Consider the following 13,577-nt stretch of genomic DNA (forward strand, 5'->3'; position numbering starts at 1 on the left):
GGAAAGCATGGCTTAAAACAGTTTTTAAACACGAACTCTGAAAAACATTAATTAGCGGCCAACAGAGGAAAGCGCAGCGTCCAGCGCAGCCCACCTAGCGTTGAGGTAGAGGGCGTCAGCGTTGCACCATGGGCATTTACCAAGGCGCTCGCAATAGAGAGCCCTAGACCGCTGCCGCCACTAGCACGGCTGCGTGATCCTTCCACTCGATAGAGTCGCTCGGTCAAACGGGCCAGCTCACCTTCCGGTACCCCCGGCGCACTATCTTCCCAAGTGACCACCGCTTCCCCTTGTTGAGTCGTGAGCGTAACACGCAGCTCTCCCGGCGGCTGAGTGTAAGCGCAGCTGTTATCCAACAGGTTGTTCCACAGCTGGCGCAGACGCTGGGCATCGCCACGAATCATAATGCCAGGCTCGATCTGTTCGGTCAGCGTTAAACCGCTGTCCATTAACCAGCGGTCAGCGTCAGCCAGACGGCTAGCGAGACAGTCGCTAAGATCCATCGGGGCCAGCTGTATATCCAACGCGCCCGCGTCGCTTTGGGAAAGCAGGCGTAAATCTGCCACCAAACGCTCTAGTTGACCCACCTCTTGGGCGAGCGAGCCGAGGTTCTCTTGATTCAGGGGTCGAATGCCATCCTGCATGGCTTCGATCTCTCCGCGCAGCACCGCCAGCGGCGTGCGCAGCTCATGGGCCGTATCGGACACCCAGCGGGCGCGGGCATCACGGCTGGCTTCCAGCGTGGCAGCAAGCACATTGAAATCCCGCGCCAGGCGCGAGAGCTCGTCGCGGCCGCGTTCCGGTAGCCGGGTGTGGTAGTCGCCTTCGGTAAGGCGCAGCGTGGCGCCGGCCAATGCCCGGGTACGACGCCCCAGCCACCAGGAAAGCCCGCCCGCCAGTAGCAATGAAGCAACGCAGAGTGATATGACGATAAGCACCAGATTACGCTGCTGACGCTCCAGAAAGCGGCTCTCCATGCGCTCCATCATTTCCCGAGGCGGCCGGAAACCCAGCGAACCGATAGTGGTTTCACCGCTTTGCAGCGTTAGCCAATGCCAGTTGCCCGAGTTTTCGCGCCCGCTGTGGGGCGGCACGACAAAGCGTCCATCCGCTGCGCGAAGGCTAAAATCCCGCGCTTCGCCAAGCGGTGAGGGGCGGTCGCGATGCTCCTGGCCAAGCTCAAAACGAACAATAAACGGCCAGCGTTCCGGTGACTGCTCCAGCCACTCCCAGCTCTGCTGGGTTTCCCAGCGTGTGACAAGACCGTCTGCTAGCAGCGTGGCGCGGCGCTCTTGGGCTTGGTTGAGATAGTCGAGAAAGCCACGGTCAATACTGTAGGAGACGGCCAGAAACATACTGGCTGAGATGGCCACATTGACGCTTAGGATAATCACAAACAGCTTCAGGCCCAGCCGAGAGGGCCGCCATTGGCGTATCGCGGTGAGCACTGCCATTAATGAGCTCCCTCTTCTTGACTCGATTTGTTGTCGCTCGATTTGTTGCTGGGTGAGGGCTGACGCGGGGCACTAAGCCGTTCGCGAACATTCTCCATGCCCAGATAGAGGCAGGGCACCAGAATTAACAGAATAGCCGTTGCGAACAGCATGCCAAAACCTAGCGAAATCGCCATAGGAATCATAAAGCGTGCTTGCCGCGAGGTTTCCAAGATCATGGGTGCCAAGCCCAAGAAGGTCGTCAGCGTGGTCATCATAATCGGCCGTAAACGGCGAGTAGCCGCCGCCACGATGGCGCCCCGGGCATCCATGCCTTCGCGGCGTTTACGGTTGGCGTAGTCAATCAGCACCAGCGCATCGTTGATCACCACGCCAGAGAGCGCGAGCATGCCCAGCAAACTGATAATCGAAAGCCCGAAACCCATAATCATATGGCCGGCCACTGCACCGACAATGCCGAAGGGAATGGCGGCCAACACCAGCAGCGGCTGCAAATAGCTACGGAACGGAATGGCGAGCAGGGCGTAAAGAGCGGCAATCATTAACCACATGGAGGTCTTGAGCGTGGCCAAGTTGTCGGCGGTGTCCTGCTGACGACCGCCCATGCTGACCTCAAGCCCTGGCCAGGTTGCTTCAAGGTTGGGGAACACCTCTTCCTGCAGCGTTGCCAGTACCTGGTTAATGGCCAGATCGCTTTCTGAGTCGGCGGTCACGGTAATAATGCGTCGCCCGTTAATGCGCTCAAGACTGCTAGAGGCCTGACTGATGGTGATGTCGGCTACCCGTGAAAGTGGCACGCTGAGGTCATCAGGCGTGCGCACCGGCATGCGGTAGAGCTCATTCAGGCTGTCTCGGTTGTCGTTGGGCAGACGAACCTCAACGCTGATTTCGCTGCGCCCGACGTACTGTTCAAGTGCCGTGGCACCTTGAAGAGGCCCGCGTAGCGCTTCGGCTAAATTGCTGCCTGTGAGCCCCAGCGCGCGGCCTTCGGCAGAGAGACGCATCTCTAACTGCGGTTTACCGTCGCCCAGGCCGCTGTCGATATCGGTGAGTCCATAGCCGCCCAATGTTTCCGCCAAGCGTTCGGCGGCGGCTTCCAATACCTGCGTGTCCGGGTGGGAAAGGCGAAGGCTGAGCGCCGCGCCGCTGCCGGGGCCGCCGACATCAGCCTCAAAACGCACTGACTGGGCACCGAGTAAATCGCCGGTTAAGTCGCGCCACTCCCGGGCAATGCGCGACGGTGGCCAAGCCTCTAAACTCTCGCTGGCAATATCCAAACGCACTTCCAGGCTTTCGCCGTCCAGGCGACTGCGCGAGCTACTAAAGCTGAGTGTTTCTTCGCGCTCGCTGAGGACATCGGCGGCGTCGAGCAGCTGTTGGCTAAGCTCACGGCTGACGCTGATATTGCTGCCAATGGGCAGCGTTACCGTTGCCTGCACCTGATCCGATTCGACCCGTGGCATCAGGGAAAAGCCCAAACGCCCGCTCATTGCCCAGGAGAGGGCGATCAATAGAATGGCGATGCCCAGCGAAATGCTTAGCAGGCGCTGGTTTAGCGCGCGTTGCAGAAACGGCTCGAACTGACGATAGGTGAAGTGGTGCAAGCCACCCTGGAGGCGCTGGCGAAGTGACTCAAGCGGACGCTGCCACGCCGGGGTTTGGCGCGGTTTTCGGCTATGCGCTAAGTGGGCAGGCAGTATGACGAGCGCTTCTAGCCAGGAGATCAGAAAGACGGTCACCACCACCACCGGGACCGTGGCAAAAATTAGCCCTAAAAAGCCGGGTAAAAACAGCAGCGGCAGGAAAGCGACGATATTGGACAGAATCGCAAACGTGAGCGGCGTGGCGATCTCGCTGGCGCCTTTCACCGCTGCATCGCGCAGCGAGTAGCCCTCTTCCCGGTAGCTGTAGATATTTTCGCCAACGATAATGGCGTCATCCACCACGATCCCTAGGGCGATAATAAAGGCGAACATCGACATCATGTTGAGCGAGACGCCGATCCAGGGCAGAAACAGCATGGCGCCCAGAAACGCCGTCGGAATGCCCAGGGTGACCCAGAAGGCTAACCGTGCTTCCAGAAACAGCGCCATGAGTACCAATACCAGCGCTAAGCCCATCCAGGCATTTTTTAACAGCAGGCTAAGACGGTCTTCGTAAACTTCTGAGCTGTCGCGGGAAATATCCAGGCTGACGCCTTCCGGCATACCTTCCCGCAAGCGCTCAAGCTCTCCGTTGACCGCTTCAGAGATACTGGTCGGGGTCTGGTCGCCAATCTGGTAAACATCCACAGAGAGGCCGGGCTGACCGTTATAGAACTCCTCGCGATCGGTCTCGGCAAAACCGTCACTGACCCTGGCGATCTCACCGAGTGTAATCGGAGCGCCCTGAGTGCTGGTGAGTATCGGCAGCTCTGCAAAGGCTTCAGCGCTGTTGCGCCGCCCTTGATAGCGAGTTAGCCACTCGCCTTCGGCCGTTGTTAGCTGACCACTGGCAAGGTCAAGCGCCTCTTCGGCGATGCGGCTGGCCAACGCCTGATGGTCGAGACCAAAGCGCTCGATGGCCTCTTCATCCAGATGGACTTGAATCTCCCGCTCGCGGTTGCCGGAAAGCTCAGCGCGGGAAATGCCCGATGTGGCTTGCAACTCGCCGCGTACATCTTCAGCCGCATCGTGGAGTGCCTCTAGGCCGACCTGGCCATAAACTTGCAGGCTGAGCACACTGCGAGAGCGTCCCGCCAGGGTGAAACGCGGTGGATCGGCGGCGCTGGGCAGCGTGGTGATAGCGTTCACTGCCTGCTGAATATCCTGATAGGCGCGCATGACATCAATGCCGTCAATCAGCGTAGCGCTGACGTTGGCGCTGCCTTCGCTGGCCGTCGCGGTGAGCTCATCAATGCCTTCGACATCGGCAATTGCGGCTTCCACCGGTAGCAGCAGGCTCTGTTCAACATCTTCCGGCGTGGCGCCGGGATAGCTAATCGTGACTTGGACGACTTCGGTGTCGAATTCGGGGAATACTTCCTTTTTAATCGCCAGCGATGCCATTAAGCCACCGACGATAAACAGCACCATCAATAAGTTAGGCGCTACCCCGTGGTCGACCATCCATGCCAGTGGGCCACGTGGCGTCTTCATGATTCATCTCCCGGTTCATCTCCCGCTTGGGCCGGGGTGTCGTTGGGCCGACGAATGCGCACGAGTTGGCCTTCTCGAGGCTGGGCCAAGCCCGCGGTGACGACCTGCTGGCCGGTTTCCAGACCGCTACGAATCAAGGCGTCATCTTCCCCGCGATAAGCCAGCGTGACCGGCGTTCGGCGCAGGCGATTCTCCTCGTCGACTCGCCACGTAACATCCCCTGGGCGAAGCGCGGCAGAGGGCAGTGATATCAGCTGCTCTTGAATAGCGGGTTGAAAGGACGCACGTAGCACATCGCCCAGACGCAGGGCCGGGCCGTCGCTCTCTAGCGCCAAGGGGTCGCTCACTGCGATGAGTAGCTGTGCCTGCAGGCCATTCTCTTCCAGGCTGGGCAACATCGACACCAGCGTGCCTTCACGTGTGGCGCCTTCGGGCCAGCCGCGGCTGGTTAACGTCACGCTACTGCCCGCTTCCAGCCACTCCATCCACTCACCGGGTAGTGAGGCGCGCACCCAAAACTGCTCGACGCCCACCAGGTGCAATACCTCGGTGCCTTGACTGAGCAGACTGCCAGCGCCGACCAAGCGCTCCTGTACTATGGCCCGCCAGGGAGCGGTGAGGGTTGCGCGCTCAACATTCAGTGCTGCCTGGTCGCGGGCCACGCGTGCTTGGGTGAGTTCAGCTTGTGCTTGGCGCAGCTGTGGTTCACGCAAAACCAGGGCTTGGCGTTCGGCGGAGAGTTGGCGACCAAAGGATTCGTATTCACTACGGGCGCGCTGCTGCTCTGCCTGCTCTAAAGCAAGTAGCGCCTGGGCATTAGCCAGCTGCGCTTGAGCATCTTCAAGCGTAAGCGCCAGATCGGCTTGATCGATAAACGCCACGGCGGCGTCTTGCTCGACGACCTGGCCGGGAACAACGCCATCAGCGAAACGCTCAAGCTGCCCTGCTACGCGGCTTGCCAGCATTGTCTCCTGCTCTGCCTCAACGCGACCAAAGCCATAAAGATTAGGGGCCTGAGTGCTCGCGGACACGGTCATTACGTCTACCATGGTAGGTAGAGGTTCCGGCGGCGCTGTGCGCGCAATGCGGGGTGGCTGAGATATAATCCACCAAGCGAGCACAAGGGTGCCGACAAGAATCAACAGCGCAGCTACGGCACCTAACCGAACGCGGCCTCGTTGATAAGACGAGTGAGGGGAAGAGAGGGAGCGTTTTGGTGTCATTACCGCGCGTCATCCGTTGGCTAGGGCGAAAATCCCAGAAAAATAAGCGTATGATGCTAGCATCACGCATTGTTAAGCAGCGATTAGTCAAACAATGTGCAAATAACATGTAATTAACATTTACTTGGCACTCAATCATTTGGCTTTTACTTACTTGGCTTTCACTCATTTGATAGTAATAGACTGACTGGTCTACTTTAAGTATATGAAAAACAATGTAACCCGCGACAAATTAATTGATAGTGGCGCCGAGCTGATTAGTCAGCAAGGCTACAACGCGACGGGTATTAATGCCGTTTTAAAGGCCTGCGGTGTACCCAAGGGCTCCTTCTATCACTACTTCTCCAGCAAAGAGGATTTCGGGCTGGCGGTGATTGAGCGCTTTGCGGCTACTTATGACGAAACGCTGGTGGCACTGCTGGAAGACGGTGAGACGGCACCACTTGAGCGCCTGAAACGGTACTTCGCAGCAGGCCGTGACCATATGCACGAGTGCGATCATGCCACGGGCTGCTTGATTGGCAACCTTGGCCAAGAGCTTTCGGGCCAGAGCGACACCTTCCGCGATGCGTTAAACCTCGTGCTACAGCGCTGGGAACAGCGCTTCGTGCGCTGCCTGCAGGATGCACAGGCGCGGGGTGATATTGCCAGCCACACCGCACCCGAGGCGCTCGCCAGCTTTATTCTCACCGGTTGGGAAGGTGCCATTCTGCGTGCCAAAACGCTTAAATCCGTCGAGCCGATGGAGCAGTTTGAAACGATCCTGTTTCAGCAAGTACTGGTACGCCCATCGCCATAGCCAGCGATGGACGTGACGTTGAGCGCGTATTAAAAGCCTTCCAAGACCAGTTTGCCAATCGTGCTGTTGCTCTCAATCAGAGCGTGCGCGCGCTTTAAATTCTCGGCGTTAATCGGGCCCAATACCTCGCCTAGAGTCGTTTTTAGGCGTCCGTCATCGACCATGGTCGATATTTCTGTGAGCAGGTCGTGCTGCTTGGCGAGATCGTCCGTCGCGAACAGCGGGCGGGTAAACATCAGCTCCCAATGCAGGGACAGACTTTTCATTTTGAGCTTACGCACATCGATCAGCTCCGGGTCATCAATAAGCGCCAGTTTTCCCTGGGGCTTGAGGGCTTCAAGAATGGCCTCAAAGTGGTGGTCGGTCTGGTTAAGGCTAATCACCATATCCACACCGTCAAAGCCCGCCGCCTTAAGTTCTTGATCAAGTGGCTGGTGGTGATTAATCACCGCGTCGGCGCCTAGTGACTTCACCCAGGCTTGGCTTGCGGGCCGGGACGCTGTGCCAATGACGGTAATATCGGTGAGCTGTTTGGCAAGTTGCACCAGGATTGAGCCCACGCCCCCTGCTGCACCAATCACCAACAGGCTTTTGCCTTGGGTATCGCGCATGCCTAGTTCTAGCCGGTCAAATAGTAGCTCCCAAGCCGTAATCGCGGTCAGCGGAAGCGCAGCGGCCTCCGTGTCAGAAAGGCTTTTCGGCGCTAGGCTGGCGATACGCTCATCGACAAGCTGATATTCAGCATTAGAGCCCTGCCGAGCAATATTGCCTGCGTACCACACCCGGTCACCCGGCTGAAAGCGGGTGACCGCGCTGCCGATGGCATTGACCACGCCCACGGCGTCGTAACCCAGCACGCGCGGCTCGCCGCTTTCAGGCAGGGCGCTACTGCGCACTTTGGCATCCACAGGATTAACCGAAACCGCGCTTACCGCGACACGAATGTCGTGGGCGTCAGGCGTGGGTAGGGGGAGCTCAATGGCTTGCAGCGCGTCAGGATGGTCGATGGGCAGACTTTGGGTAAAGGCGAACGCCTTCATAGTAGTTCTCTCGTTAACGATAAGTGGCACCATCATGCCCCGATGTTGTTTTATTAAAAAGAACTCTGCTGCGTAATATCAGCGCAGGCTGAATTGAATCGCCATGTCCTAAGTCAGGAGCTCACCATGTTTGAAGGGTTTGAAAAACAGACACGTCACGTTAACGGTATCGACATTACGTTTAGAATGGGCGGCAGCGGCCCGGCACTTCTTCTGCTCCACGGCCACCCACAGACCCACATAATTTGGCACAAAGTGGCAGAAGAGCTTGCCCAGCATTTCACCGTTATCGCAGCCGACCTGCGCGGTTACGGCGACAGCAGTAAACCCGACGACGATCCTGAGCACCTAAATTACGCCAAGCGCGCCATGGCTGCCGATATGGCAGAGCTGATGAGTGCGCTGGGCTTTGAGCGTTTTAAAGTGCTGGCCCATGATCGTGGGGCGCGAGTCGCCCATCGTTTAGGCGTTGACCACGCAGAGCGAGTAGAGCGTATGGTGCTTCTGGATATTGCCCCGACGCTGGCCATGTATCGCGGCACCAACGAGGCCTTTGCGCGCAGCTACTGGCACTGGTTCTTCCTAATTCGCCCCCAGCCGCTGCCGGAAATGCTGATCCAGAGTAATCCCCCCCAATACCTCAAAAGCGTGATGGGTGCCCGCAGTGCCGGCATGGCGCCTTTCTCCCCAGAAGCGCTGGCCGAATACCAGCGCTGCCTTGCGCTCCCCGGCACCGCTACCGGTATTTGCGGAGACTACCGCGCCAGCGCCACCATCGATTTGGAGCATGATCAAGCCGATATCGACGCAGGCGTAAAGCTCACCTGCCCATTAAAAGTGATGTGGGGCGCTGAAGGCGCCATTGAAGCTTGCTTTGATGCACTCAGTGAATGGCAAAAAGTCGCCACCGATGTAAAAGGCAAAGCGCTCCCTTGTGGCCACTACATCGCCGAAGAAATTCCCGAAATACTGCTGGATGAAGCGCTGCCGTTTCTTCTTGACGCTGGATAGGCGATTCGGGAGGCGACTGACCAAGACGAAGCGGGTAAAAAACTGGATAATGGGCCGCAATTCGCCTGTTGGCTTGTTTTTGCAAAAGCCCAGGCACACTCATTACTCCGGACGCCCGCTCATGGAAATCAAAGTTAACTATCTCGACAACCTCCGCCTGGAGGCCAAGTTCGACGATTTTACGGTTATCTCCGACCAGCCGATTCGCTACAAAGGCGACGGCTCGGCACCAGGACCGTTTGACTACTTCCTGGCGTCGTCTGCCATGTGCGCGGCCTACTTCGTAAAGGTTTACTGCAACGCTCGAGACATTCCCACTGAGAATATCCGTCTTTCCCAGAACAATATCGTTGACCCGGAAGACCGCTATAAGCAGATCTTCAAAATTCAGGTCGAGTTGCCGGAAGATATTTCTGAAAAAGATCGCCAGGGCATTCTGCGCTCCATTGACCGCTGCACGGTCAAGAAAGTGGTGCAAACTGGCCCCGACTTTCAAATCGAGACGGTAGAGAACATAGACGAGGACGCCCAAGCGCTGTTGATGGGCGCGCCGGAAGGCGGCAGTACCTATATTGAGGGCAAAGACCTGCCGCTGGAGCAGACCATCGCCAATATGAGCGCGATCCTGGCTGATCTGGGCATGAAAATCGAGATCGCCTCCTGGCGCAATATTGTGCCCCACGTATGGTCGCTGCATATTCGCGATGCGGCCTCACCGATGTGCTTTACCAACGGCAAAGGCGCGACCAAAGAGAGTGCGCTGTGTTCGGCGCTGGGCGAGTTTATCGAACGCCTGAGCTGCAACTTCTTCTATAACGATCAGTTTTTGGGTGAAGAGATTGCCAATAGCGCGTTTGTTCACTATCCCAATGAGAAGTGGTTCAAGCCGGGCCCGAACGACGAGCTGCCCGCAGAAATTCTCGACGAGCACTGCCTGGCTATTTACAACCCGGAAGGCGAACTGTGCGGCTCCAACCTGATTGATACCAACTCGGGTCGTGAAGACCGAGGTATTGTATCGCTGCCGTTTGTACGTCAAAGCGATGGCGAGACGGTCTACTTCCCCTCCAACCTGATTGAAAACCTGTTCCTCAGCAACGGTATGAGCGCGGGCAATACGTTGGTAGAAGCCCAGGTGCAGTGCCTGTCGGAAATTTTCGAGCGGGCGGTGAAACGTGAAATCCTTGAGCAGGAGCTAACCCTGCCGAATGTACCGCAGGAAGTGTTAGCCAAGTACCCAAGTATTGTCGAAGGCATTAACGCCCTGGAAGCACAGGGCTTCCCGGTGCTGGTAAAAGATGCCTCCATGGGCGGGCAGTTCCCGGTGATGTGTGTCACCTTGATGAACCCGCGCACCGGCGGCGTGTTTGCCTCCTTTGGTGCCCACCCGAGCTTTGAAGTGGCACTGGAGCGCAGCTTGACCGAGTTGCTGCAAGGCCGCAGCTTCGAAGGCCTGAACGACCTGCCGCTGCCCACCTTCAATTCGCAGACAGTCTCTGAGCCGAACAACTTCGTGGAGCACTTCATCGACTCGGTCGGCGTGGTCTCCTGGCGTTTCTTTAGTGCCAAGCCCGACTTCGAGTTTAGCGAGTGGGACTTCTCTGGCAGCAATGATGAAGAAGCCGAGACGCTGTTCGGCATCTTTGAAGAGTTGGGTGCGGAAGTCTATATGACGGTTCACGAGGACCTGGGTGCGCCGGTCTGCCGCATTCTGGTGCCGGGTTACTCTGAGGTATATCCCATCGAAGATCTGATCTGGGATAACACCAATAAGGCGTTGGATTACCGCGAAGATATTCTCAACCTGCACCGTCTCGACGACGATCAGCTCACTGATCTGGTCGAGCGGCTGGAAGAGAGCCAGATGGATGACCATGCCGACATTATTACCCTGATCGGCATTGAGTTTGACGAGAACACCGTTTGGGGTCAGCTGACGATTCTGGAACTGAAGCTGTTGGTCTACCTGGCGCTGCAGCGTCATGAAGAGGCGCTGGACTGTGTACAGATATTCCTGCAGTACAATGACAACACCGTCGAGCGCGGCCTGTTCTATCAAGCAGTGAACGCGGTGCTGGAAATTGTGCTGGATGACGAGCTGGAGCTAAACGATTATCTACATAGCTTCCAGCGCATGTTTGGCGAGGAAACCATGGCGGCCGTCGTGGGCTCGGTAAGTGGCGAGGAACGCTTCTATGGCCTAACGTCGACGAACATGCAGTTAGCGGGCCTTGAGCGCCACCAGCGCTTGATCGATAGCTACAAGAAGCTCCACGCGGCTCGGGCGGCGAAAGCGGAAATTTAAGCATCAGCTACAAGCAATGATAGTTAAACCTCTCTGCTGGCGCGACGGCACCAACAGGGTAGGTTTAAGGTACGTAAAACGGTAGTTAAGGACTTCCCATGAAGCATAGAATTATCTTCGCTATTCTTATGTCGTTTACGCTAACGCTGATCATGTCTGCTTGGATCACGTTCGTTAATGTTGGGGCACCTCCCAACTTCTTTAGCCTCTGGATGCATGCTTGGTTCTTGGCGTGGCCAGCCGCGGGAATCATCGCGTTTGTCAGCGGCCCCTTTATTCATAAATTAGCACACCGCATTGCCGAGAAGATCTAACTGTCTGGCTAGTTATGCCTGACTGGACTTACTGGAAGTAACGCTTAGCGTTGTTACAGTGATTAATATTAACCCCATGCCGATAATCTGAATAACGTCGAGGCTTCCATCTAAGAGTAAGAAGCCAAATAGTGTTGCGGTGACGGGCTCTACCATGGCTATCATCGAAGCTAACGCGGGCGCGGTGTGTTTTAGACCGACAATGTAAAGCACAAAGGAGAGGCCCGCCCCCAGTACGCCCAGGGTTAAAAACATCGGCCATTCTGAAGACCTTACAACGCTCACGGTTTGATCAATATCGCTCGGCAATATCAGCACGATGGAAAGCACTGCAAAGGCAATCGAAAGGACTGCCTGGGGGCTGCCATGGGGAGCTGCGTATTTAAAACCGAAAATAAAAACGGCGTATGAGAGCCCTGCAAGTAGCCCAGCAACCACACCGATCAGCGATAAGTCGCTTGCGCCAATCTCGTAAAGCTTTGTCAAAAGCACAATACCAATCATCACCAAGGCGATTGCCGCCCATTTTGATACCGTGGGTCTTTCAAGCTTTAGCGCGAATGATATTAGATATACAAATACCGGGGCGCAATACATCAATGTAGCTGCAACGGCCACGCTACCGTGCTCAATGCTTATGAAATAGAAGGAGAAATTGCCTGCAACACCCAGGCCCGCGATAGTAGACCAAAGCCATAACTGTCGATTCGAGAGCCCGCTGCTACGGGGACGAATTAGCAACCAGACAAGTACGAAAAGAAGCCCAATAAACCCACGGTAAAAGGAAACGACTGACGGTGCCCAGCCACTCTCAATAAGGATGCTACCAATCCCGCCGGACACACCCCAGAAAAATGCGGCTAGCGCCACAAACACTGTACTGACACCCATTATTTACTCTCCTTGTAGCCTCAATAAGGCTGCGCAATCCATGCGAAGCTGTTTCTATAATAGTGTTAAGGGCTCAAGCCTCCAATCCCAGTTGGCGTCTAAAGCGTACGTCGCTCATAAGTGTGGCAGACATTCTATGAAAATCGAGCGTTTCAGCACTTACCCAAAGAACCAGTAGCACACTGCAATGGCGGTGGTAACACCTGCTAAATCAGCCACCAGCGCGCAGCCTAAGCCATGACGAATACGGGTGATGCCCACCGCGCCGAAGTAAACAGCTAATACATAAAAGGTGGTTTCGGTGCTGCCTTGCATGGTGGCAGCCAGTAGGCCTGGAAAGCTGTCGACGCCAAAGGTGTCCATGGTTTCGATCATCATGGCACGGGCACCGCTGCCAGAAAGCGGCTTAACAAACGCCGTTGGCAGGGCATCTACAAAACGAGTATCCCACCCAACGCCTTCAACCAACCAGCGAATGCCGCTAAGACCGGCGTCCAGCACACCGCTGGCGCGCAGTACGCCCACCGCCACTAGCATGGCAATCAAATAGGGCAGCAGCGTAATGGTGAAGCTCAGGCCCTCTTTTGCACCTTTGATAAAGGCGTCATAGACCTTCACTCCACGCAATGCCGCTACGATTAAAAACATCATTACGATGCTAAATAGCGTCAGGTTGCCGACTAGCGTAGAGGCCGCCGCCAGCGCTTGGGCAGACATACCCGCCAGCGTGGTGATCAAGAGTCCCAACGCTAAGACGGCCGCCACCAAATAGGCCAACACGACGGGATGCCAGAGCTTTAATCGCTGCATCACCGCTACCGCCAAAAGTCCTGCCAGACTAGAGGCGCTGGTAGCGAGCAAGATCGGTAAAAACACCAGCGTCGGGTCGGCGGCACCTTGCTGGGCACGGTACATAAAAATCGTTACCGGCAAGAGTGTCAGTGAAGAAGTATTGAGAACTAGAAACAGAATTTGTGCATTGCTGGCAGTTTCACTGCTGGGGTTGAGAGTTTGCAGTGAGTGCATGGCCTTGATACCGATCGGCGTGGCAGCGTTATCCAATCCCAGAATGTTCGCCGCGAAGTTCATGCTGATAAGCCCCATAGCGGGGTGGCCGCGAGGCACTTCCGGCATCAAGCGGCAGAAGAGCGGGTCGAGTACTCGCCCCAGCAGGCGTATCAACCCCGCCTTTTCAGCAATCGAAAGAAAACCCAACCATAAGGTCATAGTGCCCAACAGCACCAAAATAATATCGACGCTGACTTCCGCCATATCGAACAGCGACTGCACCAAACGGGCGAATACTTCGCTGTCGCCGCCGACTAACCACTGCCATAAGGAAGCCGCGAAAGCAGCAATAAAAAAGCTTAACCAGATTCCGTTGAGCATGAAGGAAGGGCATC

Annotated in this window: 10 protein-coding genes; 4 read left to right on the forward strand and 6 right to left on the reverse strand. The window is 56.4% G+C overall.

Features of this window, described 5'->3' with window-relative positions; genetic code table 11:
• Positions 1–47: 47 nt before the first annotated feature.
• The 3 genes from HZS80_RS15330 to HZS80_RS15340 are packed head-to-tail and all read right to left on the reverse strand — an operon-like array spanning position 48 to position 5,814.
• Positions 48–1,454 carry an ATP-binding protein gene (locus tag HZS80_RS15330; RefSeq protein ID WP_179916598.1) on the reverse strand — a complete coding sequence of 469 codons (1,407 nt, stop codon included), beginning with the start codon at positions 1,452–1,454 and terminating at the stop codon, positions 48–50.
• Entirely contained in the window at positions 1,454–4,591 is a 3,138-nt protein-coding gene (locus tag HZS80_RS15335; protein WP_179916599.1) for an efflux RND transporter permease subunit, read from the reverse strand. Before HZS80_RS15335 ends, HZS80_RS15330 begins: the two co-directional genes overlap by 1 nt.
• Positions 4,588–5,814 carry an efflux RND transporter periplasmic adaptor subunit gene (locus HZS80_RS15340; RefSeq protein WP_179916600.1) on the reverse strand — a complete coding sequence of 409 codons (1,227 nt, stop codon included), beginning with the start codon at positions 5,812–5,814 and terminating at the stop codon, positions 4,588–4,590. Before HZS80_RS15340 ends, HZS80_RS15335 begins: the two co-directional genes overlap by 4 nt.
• A gap of 205 nt (positions 5,815–6,019) precedes the next feature.
• On the opposite strand from HZS80_RS15340, the gene HZS80_RS15345 reads away from it, so the two are divergent.
• On the forward strand, positions 6,020–6,613 hold the full coding sequence (locus tag HZS80_RS15345) for a TetR/AcrR family transcriptional regulator (protein ID WP_179916601.1): 594 nt from the start codon (positions 6,020–6,022) through the stop codon (positions 6,611–6,613).
• A 29-nt stretch (positions 6,614–6,642) separates the two neighbouring features.
• Here HZS80_RS15345 and HZS80_RS15350 read toward each other — a convergent pair whose 3' ends face one another.
• Complete coding sequence (locus tag HZS80_RS15350; protein ID WP_035562431.1) at positions 6,643–7,653, reverse strand: zinc-binding alcohol dehydrogenase family protein; 1,011 nt, start codon at positions 7,651–7,653, stop codon at positions 6,643–6,645.
• 126 nt (positions 7,654–7,779) lie between these two features.
• Here HZS80_RS15350 and HZS80_RS15355 point away from each other — a divergent pair, with 126 nt between their 5' ends.
• From HZS80_RS15355 to HZS80_RS15365, 3 genes are all read left to right on the forward strand, one after another.
• Entirely contained in the window at positions 7,780–8,664 is an 885-nt protein-coding gene (locus HZS80_RS15355) for an alpha/beta fold hydrolase (RefSeq protein WP_035562434.1), read from the forward strand.
• Between the two features lie 121 nt (positions 8,665–8,785).
• The gene (locus HZS80_RS15360) at positions 8,786–10,969 is read left to right on the forward strand and encodes an OsmC domain/YcaO domain-containing protein (protein ID WP_179916602.1); all 2,184 of its coding nucleotides are present in this window, start codon (positions 8,786–8,788) and stop codon (positions 10,967–10,969) included.
• Positions 10,970–11,067: 98 nt separating this feature from the next.
• Positions 11,068–11,283, forward strand: coding sequence for a DUF2798 domain-containing protein (locus HZS80_RS15365; protein ID WP_035562440.1), 216 nt, complete (start codon positions 11,068–11,070; stop codon positions 11,281–11,283).
• Positions 11,284–11,295: 12 nt separating this feature from the next.
• Here HZS80_RS15365 and HZS80_RS15370 read toward each other — a convergent pair whose 3' ends face one another.
• Both HZS80_RS15370 and HZS80_RS15375 read right to left on the reverse strand, forming a co-directional pair.
• On the reverse strand, positions 11,296–12,174 hold the full coding sequence (locus tag HZS80_RS15370; RefSeq protein WP_035562443.1) for a DMT family transporter: 879 nt from the start codon (positions 12,172–12,174) through the stop codon (positions 11,296–11,298).
• Positions 12,175–12,333: 159 nt separating this feature from the next.
• Positions 12,334–13,563: a nucleoside recognition domain-containing protein gene (locus tag HZS80_RS15375; RefSeq protein WP_179916603.1), complete on the reverse strand. Its 1,230-nt coding sequence runs from the start codon at positions 13,561–13,563 to the stop codon at positions 12,334–12,336.
• Positions 13,564–13,577 lie beyond the last annotated feature (14 nt).

This window comes from Vreelandella glaciei, from assembly GCF_013415125.1.
GTDB classification, from domain to species: domain Bacteria; phylum Pseudomonadota; class Gammaproteobacteria; order Pseudomonadales; family Halomonadaceae; genus Vreelandella; species Vreelandella glaciei.